Annotated in this window: 19 protein-coding genes and 1 pseudogene; 4 read left to right on the top strand and 16 right to left on the bottom strand. The window is 25.1% G+C overall.

What is annotated here, in order from left to right; all coding sequences use genetic code 4:
- Positions 1-76 precede the first annotated feature (76 nt).
- From tuf to AACL24_RS02245, 7 genes are all read right to left on the bottom strand, one after another.
- Positions 77-1333 (bottom strand): elongation factor Tu, encoded by a 1257-nt coding sequence (gene tuf / locus AACL24_RS02275; RefSeq protein WP_286641788.1) that lies wholly within the window; start codon positions 1331-1333, stop codon positions 77-79.
- A gap of 103 nt (positions 1334-1436) precedes the next feature.
- Positions 1437-3539 (bottom strand): elongation factor G, encoded by a 2103-nt coding sequence (fusA, locus tag AACL24_RS02270; RefSeq protein WP_339048395.1) that lies wholly within the window; start codon positions 3537-3539, stop codon positions 1437-1439.
- A gap of 15 nt (positions 3540-3554) precedes the next feature.
- Positions 3555-4022 (bottom strand): 30S ribosomal protein S7, encoded by a 468-nt coding sequence (gene rpsG / locus AACL24_RS02265; protein WP_174481359.1) that lies wholly within the window; start codon positions 4020-4022, stop codon positions 3555-3557.
- A 14-nt stretch (positions 4023-4036) separates the two neighbouring features.
- Complete coding sequence (rpsL, locus tag AACL24_RS02260) at positions 4037-4456, bottom strand: 30S ribosomal protein S12 (protein WP_252320120.1); 420 nt, start codon at positions 4454-4456, stop codon at positions 4037-4039.
- A gap of 189 nt (positions 4457-4645) precedes the next feature.
- A complete protein-coding gene (locus tag AACL24_RS02255; protein ID WP_339048393.1) occupies positions 4646-5284 on the bottom strand; it encodes a hypothetical protein in 639 nt (212 codons plus the stop codon).
- 253 nt (positions 5285-5537) lie between these two features.
- On the bottom strand, positions 5538-5945 hold the full coding sequence (locus AACL24_RS02250; protein WP_339045908.1) for a transposase family protein: 408 nt from the start codon (positions 5943-5945) through the stop codon (positions 5538-5540).
- A 23-nt stretch (positions 5946-5968) separates the two neighbouring features.
- Positions 5969-6391, bottom strand: coding sequence for a transposase family protein (locus AACL24_RS02245; RefSeq protein WP_339048391.1), 423 nt, complete (start codon positions 6389-6391; stop codon positions 5969-5971).
- A 275-nt stretch (positions 6392-6666) separates the two neighbouring features.
- On the opposite strand from AACL24_RS02245, the gene AACL24_RS02240 reads away from it, so the two are divergent.
- Positions 6667-6981, top strand: coding sequence for an HU family DNA-binding protein (locus AACL24_RS02240; protein ID WP_286641782.1), 315 nt, complete (start codon positions 6667-6669; stop codon positions 6979-6981).
- Positions 6982-7154: 173 nt separating this feature from the next.
- On the opposite strand, the gene AACL24_RS02235 is transcribed toward AACL24_RS02240, so the two are convergent.
- Together AACL24_RS02235 and AACL24_RS02230 are read right to left on the bottom strand one after the other, a co-directional pair.
- Complete coding sequence (locus AACL24_RS02235) at positions 7155-8777, bottom strand: MATE family efflux transporter (protein ID WP_339048389.1); 1623 nt, start codon at positions 8775-8777, stop codon at positions 7155-7157.
- Positions 8778-8996: 219 nt separating this feature from the next.
- The gene (locus AACL24_RS02230) at positions 8997-10310 is read right to left on the bottom strand and encodes a hypothetical protein (protein ID WP_339048387.1); all 1314 of its coding nucleotides are present in this window, start codon (positions 10308-10310) and stop codon (positions 8997-8999) included.
- Between the two features lie 230 nt (positions 10311-10540).
- On the opposite strand from AACL24_RS02230, the pseudogene AACL24_RS02225 reads away from it, so the two are divergent.
- From AACL24_RS02225 to AACL24_RS02215, 3 genes and pseudogenes are all read left to right on the top strand, one after another.
- Positions 10541-11371: pseudogene (locus AACL24_RS02225) on the top strand (IS5 family transposase).
- A gap of 284 nt (positions 11372-11655) precedes the next feature.
- On the top strand, positions 11656-12078 hold the full coding sequence (locus tag AACL24_RS02220; protein ID WP_339045912.1) for a transposase family protein: 423 nt from the start codon (positions 11656-11658) through the stop codon (positions 12076-12078).
- A 23-nt stretch (positions 12079-12101) separates the two neighbouring features.
- The gene (locus AACL24_RS02215) at positions 12102-12509 is read left to right on the top strand and encodes a transposase family protein (protein WP_339045908.1); all 408 of its coding nucleotides are present in this window, start codon (positions 12102-12104) and stop codon (positions 12507-12509) included.
- 173 nt (positions 12510-12682) lie between these two features.
- Here AACL24_RS02215 and AACL24_RS02210 read toward each other — a convergent pair whose 3' ends face one another.
- The 7 genes from AACL24_RS02210 to AACL24_RS02180 form a co-directional block, all read right to left on the bottom strand.
- Positions 12683-13849, bottom strand: coding sequence for a hypothetical protein (locus AACL24_RS02210; protein WP_339048385.1), 1167 nt, complete (start codon positions 13847-13849; stop codon positions 12683-12685).
- Complete coding sequence (locus AACL24_RS02205) at positions 13849-14271, bottom strand: alkaline phosphatase (RefSeq protein ID WP_339049367.1); 423 nt, start codon at positions 14269-14271, stop codon at positions 13849-13851. Before AACL24_RS02205 ends, AACL24_RS02210 begins: the two co-directional genes overlap by 1 nt.
- 217 nt (positions 14272-14488) lie before the next feature.
- Positions 14489-14896, bottom strand: coding sequence for a transposase family protein (locus AACL24_RS02200; RefSeq protein ID WP_339045908.1), 408 nt, complete (start codon positions 14894-14896; stop codon positions 14489-14491).
- 23 nt (positions 14897-14919) lie between these two features.
- Positions 14920-15342 (bottom strand): transposase family protein, encoded by a 423-nt coding sequence (locus tag AACL24_RS02195; RefSeq protein WP_339045912.1) that lies wholly within the window; start codon positions 15340-15342, stop codon positions 14920-14922.
- 40 nt (positions 15343-15382) lie between these two features.
- On the bottom strand, positions 15383-16075 hold the full coding sequence (locus AACL24_RS02190; RefSeq protein ID WP_339048383.1) for an alkaline phosphatase family protein: 693 nt from the start codon (positions 16073-16075) through the stop codon (positions 15383-15385).
- A 70-nt stretch (positions 16076-16145) separates the two neighbouring features.
- On the bottom strand, positions 16146-16511 hold the full coding sequence (locus AACL24_RS02185) for a hypothetical protein (protein WP_339048381.1): 366 nt from the start codon (positions 16509-16511) through the stop codon (positions 16146-16148).
- A gap of 19 nt (positions 16512-16530) precedes the next feature.
- On the bottom strand, positions 16531-16911 hold the full coding sequence (locus tag AACL24_RS02180) for a hypothetical protein (RefSeq protein WP_339048378.1): 381 nt from the start codon (positions 16909-16911) through the stop codon (positions 16531-16533).
- Positions 16912-17080 lie beyond the last annotated feature (169 nt).

The following is a 17080-nucleotide window of genomic DNA, read 5'->3' as shown; positions in this document are numbered from 1 at the left end:
TAATTTTACTACTAAAATATTTTTAATTAAAAATCTTTATTCTCTTTTGAGAATAAAGATTTTTAATTTAATGTGATTATTTAATAACTTCAGTAACTTGTCCAGCACCAACAGTTCTTCCACCTTCACGGATTGAGAATTGAGTACCTTTCTCAAGGGCAACTGGGTGAATTAATTCAACAGTAATAGTAACGTTATCACCTGGCATAATTAATTCCGATTTTTCACCTTTATTAATAAAGTCTCCCATACTTCCTGTAACATCAGTTGTACGGAAATAAAATTGTGGTCGATATCCTGGATTAAATGAAGTATGACGTCCACCTTCTTCTTTAGTTAGAATATAAACTTCACCTTTAAATTTAGTATGTGGAGTAACTGATCCTGGTTTAGCAATAACTTGTCCACGTTGAATATCTTCACGTTTAACTCCACGTAATAATACTCCAACGTTATCACCAGCTTGTGCTTCATCTAATAATTTTCTGAACATTTCAATACCAGTAACAACAACTTTTTTAAGACCTTTGTTAATACCAATAATATCAATTTCATCATTAACTTTTAAAGTTCCACGTTCAATTCTTCCAGTAGCTACTGTTCCACGTCCAGTAATAGTGAAAACATCTTCAACAGCTAATAATACTGGTTTATCAACTTCTCTTTTTGGTGTTGGAATTCATTCATCCATTGCTGTTAATAATTCTTTAATTTTTTCTTCTCATTCTTTTTTACCATCTAATGCTCCTCTTGCAGAACCACGAATAATTGGTGTATCATCACCTTCAAATTCATACTTAGTTAGTAATTCACGAATTTCCATTTCAACAAGTTCTAATACGTCATCGTCTACACTTTCCATATCACACTTATTTAAGAATACAACAATTTTTTTAACTCCAACTTGACGTGCCAATAGAATGTGTTCACGTGTTTGTGGCATTGGACCATCAGTTGCAGAAACAACTAACACTGAACCATCCATTTGAGCTGCACCTGTAATCATATTTTTAATGTAGTCAGCGTGACCTGGACAGTCAACGTGTGCATAGTGACGAGTTGGTGTTTCATATTCAACGTGAGCTGTATTAATAGTAATACCACGTGCTTTTTCTTCTGGAGCAGCATCGATAGAGGCATAGTCCTTAAACATACCTTTATATCCATCTGCTTCATGTTTTGAACAATAACTAGTAATTGCAGCAGTTAATGTTGTTTTTCCATGGTCAACGTGACCAATTGTTCCAACATTAACGTGCGGTTTTGTACGTTCAAATTTTTGTTTTGGGCCTGTTGATACAGGCTTTGATTTTTTTACTTCTTTTTCTGCCATTTTTGTTTCCTCCTTGGAAATAATTAATACTTATTTTTATTTAATTAAATTAAACACTAAGATAATTTTAAAGTAAAGTTATTATACTTTCAATTAAATTATTTTATTTTTTAGTAACTCTTCCTTTTTGATATTTACCAGCAACTGCTTCAGCAACTGATTTTGGTGCTTCTTCATAGTGTGAAAAAGACATTGTATATGTTCCACGTCCTTGGGTCATTGAACGTAATTCAGTAGCATAACCAAACATTTCAGATAAAGGCACTTTAGCTTTAACAACTTTACTGTTACCACGCATTTCATCTGTTTCAATAGTACCTCTTTTACCAGAAATTTTACCAACAATAGAACCATAATATTCATCTGGAATAATAACTTCAACATTCATAATTGGTTCTAATAATACTGGTTTTAATAAATCTTTATTATCTTGTAAAGACTTAGAAGCTGCAATATTAAAGGCACGTTCTGAAGAGTCAACAGGGTGGAATGAACCATCATATAATGTTGCTTTAACGTCAATAACTGGATATCCAGCAATTAAACCATTAGCTAATGATTCAATTAATCCTTCTTGTACTGGTTTAATGTATTCACGTGGCACTTTACCACCAACAATTTTATCAACAAACTCAAATCCTTTATCTGGATTTGGTTCAAATTTAATAATAACATGTCCATATTGGCCGCGACCACCTGATTGATGAATATATTTACCCTCAGCGCGCTCACAAACTGCTTTAATTGTTTCACGATAAGCAACTTGTGGATTTCCAATGTTAGTTGCTACTTTAAATTCACGTTTTAAACGATCAGTTAAGATGTCTAAATGCAGTTCTCCCATTCCTGAAATAATTGTCTGTCCTGTTTCTTTGTCTGATGAAACACGGAATGTTGGATCTTCTTCTGCAAGTTTTTGTAAACCTAAACTCATTTTTTCTTGATCAGCTTTTGTTTTAGGTTCAAGCGCTAATGAAATAACTGGTTCTGGAAACACCATTTTTTCTAAAATAACTTCATGTTTTTCATCACATAATGTATCACCAGTAGTTGTATCTTTTAAGCCAACAATAGCAGCAATGTCACCAGCATAAACCTTTTTAATTTCGGCACGAGTATTGGCATGCATTTGTAAAATTCGACCAACACGCTCTTTTTTTTCTTTAGTTGAGTTTAATACATAACTACCAGATTCTAATGTTCCCGAATATACTCTAAAAAAAGTTAATCTTCCAACAAAAGGGTCAGTCATGATTTTAAATGCCAACGCTGAGAAAGGTTCTTCATCACTAGAATGACGTTCTACTTCTTTTGATGAAACAGGTAATATTCCTTTAATTGCAGGTACATCTAATGGTGAAGGCAAGTAATCAATAACTGCATCTAACATTAATTTAACACCTTTATTTTTAAAGGCACTACCACATAATACTGGGAAAAACTCAGCAGCAATTGTTGCTTTACGAATTACTGTCTTAATTTCAGCAACCGTTACTTCTCCTTCAGCATATTTCATAAAGAAATCATCATCAAAGTGAGAAAGTGCTTCTAATAATTCCTCACGTCTACTTGCAATAACATCTTTAAGTTCTTCAGGAATTGCAATTTCTTTATAATCCTCATTTGGTTTACCATCAAAATGGTATGCTTTCATCTCAATTATATCAATAATTCCATCAAAAGCATCTTCTGCACCAATTGGTCATTGAATTGCATGAGCATTAGCACCAAGACGATCTTTTAATGTTTGAATTGAATGAGCAAAGTCAGCCCCAATTTTATCCATTTTATTTGCAAAAACAATTCTTGGTACATTATACCTAGTTGCTTGATTTCAAACAGTTTCAGTTTGTGGTTCAACTCCAGTTTGCGCGTCTAATACAGCAACTGCTCCGTCTAAAACTCTTAATGAGCGTTCAACTTCAACAGTAAAATCAACGTGACCCGGAGTATCAATAATATTTATTCGATTATTTCTTCAAACAGCAGTTGTTGCAGCTGAAGTAATAGTAATACCACGTTCTTGTTCTTGTTCCATTCAGTCCATAGTTGCGGCACCTTCATGTACCTCACCAATTTTATGAATTTTACCAGTATGGTATAAAACTCTTTCTGTTGTTGTAGTTTTACCAGCATCAATATGAGCCATAATTCCAATATTTCTAGTATTTGCTAGTGAATATTCTCGACCTGATTTTTCTGCCATTTTCTCTCTCCTTTATTATCATTTATAGTGAGCAAAGGCTTTATTAGCTTCAGCCATACGATGAATTTCATCACGTTTTTTAATTGATGAACCATTACCAGTAGCAGCATCCATAATCTCAGCTGCAAGTTTATCTTGCATACTATTACCATATCTTGCTTGTGAATAAGAAACTAATCAACGAATTGCTAAAGTTATCTTACGAGTAGCACTAACTTCAATAGGAACTTGATAGTTTGCGCCACCAATTCTTCGAGTTTTAATTTCTAATTGTGGTGTAATATTAGCAATTGCCTTTTCAAATACTTCTAATGGTACTTGTTGGGTTTTTTCTCCAACAATTTTAAAAGAATTATAAACAATTTTTTGAGCTACACTTTTTTTACCATCAATCATAATGGCGTTAATTAATTGAGTAACAATTTTTGAATCATAAATTGGATCAGCAACTAATTCTCTTTTAATAGCTTGATTTTTACGCATTTAGTTTTACCTCCTTATTTCTTATCTTTTGGTTTTTTAGTTCCGTATTTAGAACGACCTTGATTACGATTTACTACTCCGGCAGTATCAGAATACCCACGAATAACATGGTATCTAACTCCAGGTAAGTCTTTAACTCTCCCACCACGGATTCCAACAATAGCATGTTCTTGCAAATTATGACCTTCTCCAGAAATATAAGCAGTAACTTCCATACCGTTAGTTAAACGAGCACGAACAATTTTTCTTAAAGCTGAGTTAGGTTTTTTTGGTGTTCTTGTAGTAACTACAAGCGCTACACCTTTTTTTTGCGGACTGCTAATTGAAGAAGTTGTTTTTGTTAATGAATTATATGAAACATTTAACGCTGGTGATTTAGATTTGTATTTTTTATCTGTACGTCCTTTACGTAATAGTTGGTTCATTGTTGGCATTAATCGTTAGCCTCCTTTATGATTTTAAAGAATTAATTATATACACAATTCCTAGTGTATCAAAATTTAGTCCAATAAGTATAATACCAGTTTTTAATAGTAATAGTCAAATAAATTTTGAAAAATAATTAGAAAAAAATGACACAATTTAAATTATGTCATTTTAATTATAATAAAATATTATATTTCTTATTCGTGTACTGTTACACCAGTTAATTTAACAGCAACTGCAACATCTTTTGATTGCCCAAGCGTAACTTTAATATTAATTGTATTATCTCCTACAGTTAAATCTGTATCTCCTTTATCAAAAGTAAATGTTGCTTCACCAGCTTTATCTTCATCAGTAACTTTTTTAATTGCTGCTGTAATAATATCTTTAGCATCATTTTGTTTTTGTGAATCATTTAATGATTTACCATCAACACTTTTTTCTAAAGCTGCTTTAATATCATTTGTAACTTCAACATCTGTCTTTTTATGTGCTAATGTAAATGTAATAGTTATTGAATCACCATTATAAATTTTACCATCAGGACTAACTACTGCACTAGTAATTGGATTTCCATCTTTTTCAGGAGTATTAACTTTAACTGTAATACCATTTAAATCAATATTTTTATTTTCTGGAACTGCTTTAATAGCTTCTTTAAGTTCTTTCTCAGTTGGTTTAGTAATATCAGCAACTGGAATTGGACCTAATTCTTTCTTTTTTAATACTGTATCTAAATTAACTGCAGTTTGATCACCACAAGCTACAACTGAAGTAGTAGCTACTGTTGTTAGGGTTAATGCACCCATAAGTCTTAATAGATTTTTCATTTGCATATCTTAGTACCTCCGAAATAGTTATTTACTTATTTTTTAAATTTTAACATAGGACATATTCCGTAATTAAATTTAATTAATTGTCAATAAAATTGTTTTAAAACTATTTAGTGTTATTGAATATAGAAATAAATATTTTTTGAAAAAATAGTTTAAAAAATGAGTTTACATTTTAAACAAAAAATTGTTAATAATATTTTTATATTAACTCGATAAAAATTTAAATTTTAAAAAAATATTTTTAATATTTTTTTTATTTTAATGGTTTTATTTTATTAAAAATTTCACAAAGTAAGTTAAATCTTAAGTACATAAGTCTAAATTTAGATTTTCTACATTTATTTACTAAAATTTTGAATCTTTTCAATCAAGCAAAGACATGTTCAACTTTAATTCTAATTTTAGATACAATCTTATTGTATTTTCTTTCTTGTTTAGTTAATTTTTTATTTTTAGTTCTTTTAATTGGTATTATTGTATTTTTATAAATATTTTGTATACCTTGATATCCTAAATCACCAATAATTATTGTTTTTTCTGAAAATTCAAGATTTGAATTTTTTAATATTTGAAAATCATGCACTTTACCATTATCAGCAAAAATATCAACAATTTTTTTATTAAAAAAATCATATACAATTTGAAATTTTATAGAATACATTCAACTTTTACCAGAAAAATATTCTAACTGTAGTTTTTTTTAGTTGGTCTTTCAATTTCAATCTCAGTTGAATCAATTAAATAAAATTGAAATTCATTTGAATTTTCTTGTTTTTTATCAATTTTTAATTTATATCTTTCTTTTAAAAATTGGTAATCTTTGTGGTTACTAACTTTATTTTCTACTCAAGTAATATTTCGAAAACAACTTGATGGGCTCATTTTAGATTTAATACTCATTTGAAAAAAAGTATAATATTCTTTTCAGTATAATAAAGTCATCATTAATCTTTCTTCTACTGAAAGTTTATTTTTTCGACCTTTATTTTTTTCTAATTTTTCTATTTCAATTAATTTTTCTAACATTTCATTAAAATGAAAACGTTTTATACCAAAATATCTATAAAATTCTTCATTTTTTAATTTTTTTAAATTTTCAAAAATCATTTTTATCAACACTTTTCTAAATTTATTGTTAATAACAAAATTATAAAATAAATTTTAAAATTATTAATTGACTTTTAAAAAATTTAATTACGGAATATGTCTATACAAGAAAATTAATGTAAAGATTTTTTGCTTTGCACATGTTAATTAACATATAAATTTATATATTCAAATCTTATTTTTTTACTAGTCTTTGATTTTCATTAAATAAGGTTTTTTTAAAAAATGTTATATAATAATAAGTATCATTTAAGGTATGTTTTTATAGCATACTTATGGTAATTGGTGAAGAAAGGGTTGAAAATTTTATGCAAAAAAGTCAGATAGCACGAGCTGTACAAAAAAAATTAGAATTATCAGAAAAAGAATACAAAGAAGTGTTAGAATTTATCTTAGATAAAATTGCTACTGCTTTAATTAAAGGAGAAAAAGTAACACTACGTAACTTTGGAACTTTTACTATTAAATACCGCAAAGCTCGACCGGGAGTAAATCCACAAAATTCAGAACCGATGGCTATTCCTAGAAAGCGAGTAGTTAAATTTAATTCTTGTAAAGCATTAAAAAAGAGAGTTAATGAAGGTAAATAAATATTTTATTTTAGGAATGACTTCAATCAAATATAGATTGTATATTCATTCCTTTTAATTTGTAAAATTAGCAACCTTTTTTAATCTTAAATAATTAAAAAAATACTCTGTTTTAAATGAGTATTTTTTATTTTCTTCATATATTAATATTAAGATATATTTTTATAAATTACTTAATCTATTATATTTTTATTAAGTACTTTTTTTTCTGATAAATTAGATATTTGCATTTTTTTATCTTTAGTTGTATGAATAAATGGTTTAGATTTTAAAAATGTATAAATTAATAATGGTAATAATATAAAAGCAGCAAATAAATCAATAAAGCCAAGAAATAAATAAAAATAAAAAGCATTATGAGAAACATGTGCAACATAATATCCTAAACTTAAACAAACAATTGGCATTATAATTGTTCGTTGTAAACTAGCAAATAATGACAATTTACCACGATTAATTGATTGATAGAAAATAACAGCAACATAATGTAGTGTAGCTAATGGATAAAAAGCAAACTGCATAATAATATAAACTTTAAAGAATCTTGCCATTTCTAAATCTACGCCAAAGAATTGCATCATATATTGTCCTGCTATTACTACTAATAATACTGAACCAATTAGCAACAATAAAAGTAATAAAGTTAAACGTCACATCAATTGTCAAACACGACTAAAGTCCTTTGAACCATAAACATAACCAATTAATGCTCTTGCTCCCTGCGTAATTCCAATAATAGGTGCATTAATTAAAATTAACCAAGGCATAATACCGCCATATAATTGAACAAAAACCGGAATACCAGTACTTCCTCCACCATGATAGTCTGGAGGTGGCAATGTATTTAAAATTTTAGTAGTAACCATTGCCAAAATACTTTGGGCAATATTTTGTAATAAAGAAGTTGCACCAATTAATAAAATGCCCGTTACTATTACTCATTTAAGTTTTAAGTGTGCTACTTTAAATCTTAAATTATCGGCACTATATCAAATAATACCTATTGAAAATAAATTAATGCTTGCTCAAGCAATAATAGTTGCATATGCAGTGCCTTCCATTCCTAATTTAGCAGGAATAACAAAAATAAAATCTAAAGATATATTTACTAAACAAGCTGCAACATTAATTAAAATTGTTCATAACATCATTCCTTCACTACGTAACAATGAAACTAAAAAATAAGCAAAAAAAAGTAATGGGGTAGCAAGAATTAAAATTTGTGAAAATCTAACTGCTTCTTTAATTATTATTTCCCTAATTACTCGATTACTTCCAGCATCACTTCCAGCTTGAAATTCAATAATACTCTGACAACTAAAATACATAATGATCATAAGAACAATAGAAACTAAAAAAGATAATAGAAACCCATTTCCTAAATATTCTGACATTTGTTCTCGTTTATTTTGACCATATGCAATTGAAAACTTAATACCTGTTCCAGTTGCAACCATTAAAGCAAAGGAAACCATCATTGAAGAAGGAACAGCAGCATAAGTAGTAGCAATATTAATAATTTTTAATGCTTGTTCAGCAGTTATCATTATTCCTGAATTTTGATAATTATTATAACGATCAATAATACTTTGTCCACCTCATTGTGTAGCAATTCATTTATCAAAAATTTGATAAGTAGAAAAAATAATTACAGCAATTAAAGGTGGTGTGACCATAATAAAGATTGCTTTTCATGGATTTGCCGTGCTAAAAATAGCTTGTCTTTTCAACTTGTTTATTGAATTTCTTTCTGTTCTTTTATTGAAAGTAACTTTAGCAAGATTTTCTTTTTCCATAATATTATCCTTTCTAACAAAATTAATCTAATTAATATTATATTTTATAAAAGCTCATAACTAAAATATCTATTGCTGTCACAAATAAAAAACATGTTTAGTATTTTAAAAAATGTTAGAAGAAAAAAATTAAAATATAAATTTTTATAAAAAATATAATTACATTATAACCTAATAATAAATAAATATTTAAAAATAATCTCTTTAATTTATTTGTATTTAAAAACTATCATTACTTCCAATTGAAAAAACAATTGGTATTTTATTAGTTTTTCACTTAGTTCCTGTATGAAAATCAGGAGTAATAATAACATAAACCATACCAACTTGTTGATAATAGTTATTAATTACATGTTTAGCAAATTTATCACTAAAATATTGAATTGTGAAATTACCAGTTAAAGGATCACTCTTTAATTGATTAGAAGTATTAATAACATTCTTATTAATTTGTTGATATGTTAAATTAGGATTAACAATAATTGGATCCATTCCTGATAAATCCTTAATTGTATTTAAATCAGAACGCTTATCTGTTAAAGTTACTTTTAAAATGGCTGTTGTTCCTGTTCAATAAGGATCATTAACATCTGCTGTAATTTTAACTCAAATATCACCAGCAACCTGTTCTTCATTATCTGCTGCCACTTTTCCTTCTTCATCACTAAAATAATTAACAGTAAAACCAGCCGCTAACTTATTATTCGCAAATTGCTTAGCACTATTAAAAACAGTTGAATCAATTTCTTTATTTGGTTTTTTAAAATCAATATCGATTTCTGGCATTTCTTCTAAATGAGTAATTGTATCTAAACTAGTCTTATTACTGATTAATGTTATTTTAATAATGGCTGTTGTTCCTGTTCAATAAGGATCATTAACATCTGCTGTAATTTTAACTCAAATATCACCAGCAACCTGTTCTTCATTATCTGCTGCCACTTTTCCTTCTTCATCACTAAAATAATTAACAGTAAAACCAGCCGCTAACTTATTATTCGCAAATTGCTTAGCACTATTAAAAACAGTTGAATCAATTTCTTGATATTTTTTAGTAGTATCAACTTTAATATTAGATAAATCAGTAAGATTAGTAATCTTATCTAAATTGGCCTTTTGAATTGTTATTCTCAAATATTTAGTTTGACCTTTTCAATAAGGATCATGATGATCGGCAGTAATTATAACATAAACATCCCCTGGTTCTTGTCCATCGTTATTAATAGTATCTTTATCACCATCATTTTTATAATAATTAACTTGATAACCAGCAGCTAGTTGATGTTGTTTAAATACATCTGCTGTATTATAAATATCTTTATTAATTTCACCATAAGTTGCTCCTAGTGTAAGCGTAAGTTTGATATTGCTTTCTTTAGTTGTTCTGAATAATGATTTTGATATTATTTGTAAATTTTTATGATGATAATTAATATTATTATCTAATTCACTAGTAACTGATAAATTAGTTGTTGTGATAATTGGTGTAATAACAGTTGTTAAACTTACTAATGTTGTTAATAATGCTTTCATAAATTAATCCTCCCTCTTTTTAACACTAATTTTAGTAAAATTTTATCATTTTTCAAATAAAGATGGTTGATTATAAAATGAGGGAAATGGTTAATAATTAAAAGATAATAATTATTTTTATTATAAGAGCAAAAGATTAATTATAATAATTTAATAGACTTCTTGCAAAACCTATCTATTAAAAATTTAATTTTTAAAATAAAATTAAAAATAAAAAAGATAGGTAATCTATGATGTTTGATAAATTAAAAACTATTAACAATCCAGAATTATTAAGATTAACTGGTATAAATGATATTATTTTTAATAAAATTCTAGAAATTTTAAAGACAGAAGAAGTAAAAAAAGTTTAAAAATGGTGGTACACCTAATAAATTATCATTAGAAAATCGTTTATTAATGACTTTAGAATATTGAAGAGAGTATCGAACTTATTTTCATATTGCTAAAAGTTATGGAATTAGTGAAAGTAGTTGCTATAGGAATATCAAGTGAATAGAAAATACTTTAATAAAACATCCTGATTTTCAACAACTTGATGGGCAAAAATCACTGTTAAATAATAATTTTAAAGATAAAACAGTTATCATTGATGTGACTGAAAGTACTATTCAACGCCCAAAAAAAGTCAAAAACAATATTATTCAGGAAAAAAGAAAAAACATACAATAAAAACTCAAGTCATAATTGAAAAAGATAGTAAAAAAATTATAAGTTCTTATTTTTCTTATGGTAAAAATCATGATTTTAAAATTTTAAAAAATTCAAAAACGAAATTTTTATCAGAAACAACTATTTTAGTAGATTTAGGATATCAAGGTATACAAAACATACATAAAAATGTCTTATTACCTAAACGAAAATCAAAGAAAAACCCTTTAACTAAAGAAGAAAAGAAAAATAATAAGGCTATTTCAAAAATGAGAGTTGTTATTGAACATGTTTTTGCGATTCTTAAAAAATTTAAAATTATTAGTGAAAAATATCGAAATAGAAGAAAAAAATTTGCATTAAGATTTAATTTAATAGCTTCAATTTATAATTTACAATTATTAATTTAAATATATTTGATAATTTAATATTTTATTTTTTTATTTGAAATAATAATTTTTGTTGTATTTTAATGACAAAAAATAAAACATATTTTGAACAATAATTTTTAAAAAATATTAAAAGTGTTATTAAAATAAATTTTTAAACTTAAAAAATGTGATTAATATCATAGTTTTGCAAGAAGTCTAATAGACATATTCCGTAATTAAATTTTTTAAAAGTCAATTAATAATTTTAAAATTTATTTTATAATTTTGTTATTAACAATAAATTTAGAAAAGTGTTGATAAAAATGATTTTTGAAAATTTAAAAAAATTAAAAAATGAAGAATTTTATAGATATTTTGGTATAAAACGTTTTCATTTTAATGAAATGTTAGAAAAATTAATTGAAATAGAAAAATTAGAAAAAAATAAAGGTCGAAAAAATAAACTTTCAGTAGAAGAAAGATTAATGATGACTTTATTATACTGAAAAGAATATTATACTTTTTTTCAAATGAGTATTAAATCTAAAATGAGCCCATCAAGTTGTTTTCGAAATATTACTTGAGTAGAAAATAAACTTAGTAACCACAAAGATTACCAATTTTTAAAAGAAAGATATAAATTAAAAATTGATAAAAAACAAGAAAATTCAAATGAATTTCAATTTTATTTAATTGATTCAACTGAGATTGAAATTGAAAGACCAACTAAAAAAAACTACAGTTAGAATATTTTTCTGGTAAAAGTTGAATGTATTCTATAAAATTTCAAATTGTATATGATTTTTTTAATAAAAAAATTGTTGATATTTTTGCTGATAATGGTAAAGTGCATGATTTTCAAATATTAAAAAATTCAAATCTTGAATTTTCAGAAAAAACAATAATTATTGGTGATTTAGGATATCAAGGTATACAAAATATTTATAAAAATACAATAATACCAATTAAAAGAACTAAAAATAAAAAATTAACTAAACAAGAAAGAAAATACAATAAGATTGTATCTAAAATTAGAATTAAAGTTGAACATGTCTTTGCTTGATTGAAAAGATTCAAAATTTTAGTAAATAAATGTAGAAAATCTAAATTTAGACTTATGTACTTAAGATTTAACTTACTTTGTGAAATTTTTAATAAAATAAAACCATTAAAATAAAAAAAATATTTTTAATATTTTTTTAAAATTTAAATTTTTATCGAGTTAATATAAAAATATTATTAACAATTTTTTGTTTAAAATGTAAACTCATTTTTTAAACTATTTTTTCAAAAAATATTTATTTCTATATTCAATAACACTAAATAGTTTTAAAACAATTTTATTGACAATTAATTAAATTTAATTACGGAATATGTCCAATGAATAATTGCTTTCTTTTTTTCTATAGCAAATACTTCAAATTTAAATAGTTTTACATATTGTCTTGATAAAAAAGCACAAAAGAAAATTAAAATTGACATCTTAACAAATGAGTAAATTATAGTAACAAAAAAATTATTATTTACAAATTCTACTGCTCTTCTGGCAACATTTAATCCAAATATTAAGCGCAATAATAAACCTGTCATAAATTCAACACTAATTATTTTATTAAAAGCAATATGGAAAAATAAAATAAAAGTAGTACCATGAAATAAAAAGGCTAAAGTTTTATTATAATTAATATTTAACATAATAAAAGGAATAAATAAAAATAAAGCTTGCAAAATTTCCATAATATCTCAATAAATTAAAGGAAAATAAAATATCATTCGACAACTAATAATAACAATAAATAAAGAAAAACTAAGTAATGAATAAACCACATTATCTTTTATCTTTTCTCAATTTACTCATCACTGAAAATTAAGACCAACTAAAAAAGCTAATAACCCAGGTATCAGTTGTAAAAATCCACCCTCACGAAATGATACATAAAATAAATCTCAATTAAAGTTATCATATCAATATAACTTACTAGTAAGTTGCAAGTTAATACTAAATATTAAAACTATTATTAATAAAATACTAGTAATAACTAAAGTTATTATTTTAACAATATTTCAACTTTTATTACTTAAGGAAAAATGGTTAGTAACAACTTTTACTAATGCGCTACCACCAATAATAATTCATATCATTCATTTACCATAATCAAAAAATAATAATTTAAATCATAATCCTATCATATAACCTGTTGTTACATATCCTTTTTTAAAAGCAAAAAAATCTAAATACATAAAACTTGTAACTAAAGATAAAATCATAATAGCTAGTATTAATTTACTATACTCTTTTCAACTAAAATTATTATTGGCACTTAAAAAACCAAATGATATCAATATAACAAATAACATTGGTGAACAAAAATAAGCATTAAAAGCATGTAAACTACCACCAATATTTAAAGTAACATTTTGTACATTATTTCAAACAATAAAAATAGTAGCAAGCACAATAAGTAATCTAATGCCATTATTTCCAAAATTAATTTGTTTAAAATTGATAATATCCATTACTTAAACTCCTCACTATGATCATACATATTTGTCATATCAAAAAAAGGTGTTAAAATTGGCTGACCATCTCAAATTATTGGTGGTGAATTAATATCTAATAATCAAGCAATAGTAGCTGGAATATCATAAATTTTAATTTTATCTGGAATAATTCCCTGTTTTGGAATACAATTTCCTGCAAAAAGCAAAGGAATTTTTTGTTCAGCATTAGAAGAATGACCATGATATTGTGAAACACCTCCATGATCAGAACTAATAATTAATAAGGTATCTTCTCACATTTCTAAATCTTTTAAATTTTCAATAATACCTCCAATATATTTATCAGTCTGACTAATTGCTTGATAATATTCTTCACTATTTCATTCACGTGAATGACCTGCTAAATCAGGATTAACATAATAAAAAAACGAAAATAAAGGTTTATTACTTAGGACATATTCCGTAATTAAATTTAATTAATTGTCAATAAAATTGTTTTAAAACTATTTAGTGTTATTGAATATAGAAATAAATATTTTTTGAAAAAATAGTTTAAAAAATGAGTTTACATTTTAAACAAAAAATTGTTAATAATATTTTTATATTAACTCGATAAAAATTTAAATTTTAAAAAAATATTTTTAATATTTTTTTTTATTTTAATGGTTTTATTTTATTAAAAATTTCACAAAGTAAGTTAAATCTTAAGTACATAAGTCTAAATTTAGATTTTCTACATTTATTTACTAAAATTTTGAATCTTTTCAATCAAGCAAAGACATGTTCAACTTTAATTCTAATTTTAGATACAATCTTATTGTATTTTCTTTCTTGTTTAGTTAATTTTTTATTTTTAGTTCTTTTAATTGGTATTATTGTATTTTTATAAATATTTTGTATACCTTGATATCCTAAATCACCAATAATTATTGTTTTTTCTGAAAATTCAAGATTTGAATTTTTTAATATTTGAAAATCATGCACTTTACCATTATCAGCAAAAATATCAACAATTTTTTTATTAAAAAAATCATATACAATTTGAAATTTTATAGAATACATTCAACTTTTACCAGAAAAATATTCTAACTGTAGTTTTTTTTAGTTGGTCTTTCAATTTCAATCTCAGTTGAATCAATTAAATAAAATTGAAATTCATTTGAATTTTCTTGTTTTTTATCAATTTTTAATTTATATCTTTCTTTTAAAAATTGGTAATCTTTGTGGTTACTAAGTTTATTTTCTACTCAAGTAATATTTCGAAAACAACTTGATGGGCTCATTTTAGATTTAATACTCATTTGAAAAAAAGTATAATATTCTTTTCAGTATAATAAAGTCATCATTAATCTTTCTTCTACTGAAAGTTTATTTTTTCGACCTTTATTTTTTTCTAATTTTTCTATTTCAATTAATTTTTCTAACATTTCATTAAAATGAAAACGTTTTATACCAAAATATCTATAAAATTCTTCATTTTTTAATTTTTTTAAATTTTCAAAAATCATTTTTATCAACACTTTTCTAAATTTATTGTTAATAACAAAATTATAAAATAAATTTTAAAATTATTAATTGACTTTTAAAAAATTTAATTACGGAATATGTCTTTAATACGTTTTTGGTATTTTCAAAAGTTTGTTTATCATTTTCTGTTGCACAATAATTACCATTACTACTAATTAAAGTTTTTATATTTTCTTGGCCTTTGGGTTGAAAATTAGCAATCATTTCACCTTCGCTAGCATAACCAAATAATTTTTTTGAAGGACCATACTTATCAATAATAGAACTAAAAATACTTACTTGATCAGCTTTTACTTCAGCATGAACAGTATGATGAACATTCCACAAATCTTGATCAACAACACCATGCTTAATAGGATCTGTAGCAAACATAACACTTGCTCAATTTGCAGCAGAAGAAGTTGGTAAAACATCACGTGCTTCCAGTGTATACGCACCATGATGCATTAAATAATTCATATTTGGACTATAACCACTTTTTAATGCATAACTCGCCATACCATCAACACCCACCATAACTACATGTTTAGGTTTTTTTGCTTTAGGAACCAATTGATTAGTTGGTTCATTTGTTAAATAATCGTTACTATGTGGTACATAATTTAAAATTGGATCACGATAACTATCGTAACTAATAGTTATCATAATCCAAACTACTACTCACACAATATTTATTAGTAAAAAAACAATTATTTTTTTAGAATTAAACATCATAATACACCCTTTTTAATGAAATAATGATTATTAAATTTTACTATAAATAAATTTATGAAGTAACTATATATTAAATTCTTGACTTTCATCATCCTCTAACTAATAAACTAACTCCAAGAACAAAACATATTGGTACAATAATAATTAAAAAAATAATTGCAAAATAAACTTGTTCAAAAGGATGAGAAACATAAGTATTTTTAGCCGCTTCTATATCTAGTTGATCTCAATTATAAAACAAATTAATAATACCATAGTGTTTTAAACTTCAAAAACCGTTACCAAGAAAATTATTAAAATTATCATTAAAAATAGCTGTTCCAAATAATATTAAAATAATTATTAGAAAAAACAAAGTTAAAATGCATAAGAATAATCCTAGTTTTTGCTTTCAATCCCAAGATGTAACTTTTTTATATTCTACATTTTTATCCATATTTAACACTTACTAAACACTAAGAATATAATCAACGTTTAAAATAACCAAATATTAAAGATAAAACACTAACACCAAGAAAGATAGCAGTTAAAATTACTGTAAATACAATTCCGACAACTACTTGCGCAAGAGGATAAGTTAAAAGTTTATCACTAGTAGCATCTGTTCACATTTGATCATAGCCAGCTTTGCTTAAAAAACTATCAAGTCCTCATATAGAAATAGCATGAAAGCCATTTCCAGCATATTGTGAACTTCCTCCACTTGGGACTTTAAAATTGGCTGTTGCAATTAAAATTAGTCCTAATGCTAAACAAAGCAAACTAATTACCAGTGAGGCAAAGCCAATTTTTATTCCTCAATTTTGTTTCTTAAAAAGATTTATAAGATTTTTCATTAAGGTTTCTCCTTTACTACCTAATTATTTTATTGTTTTACCAAAATAACGTATTAATTGGTATTATCACAATAAATAAATTATAGCGTAAAATTTTTTTAAATAATAAAAAAATGATGAATAATAATATAGAAAAAATCATTAGTAAAAGTACTAATGATTTTTTCTA

The sequence above is a fragment of the Spiroplasma endosymbiont of Colias croceus genome (genome assembly GCF_964020095.1).
Lineage (GTDB): Bacteria > Bacillota_I > Bacilli_A > Mycoplasmatales > VBWQ01 > Spiroplasma_E.
Note: the sequence above shows the minus strand (reverse complement) of the source record. Positions and strands in the feature narration are given on the sequence as shown.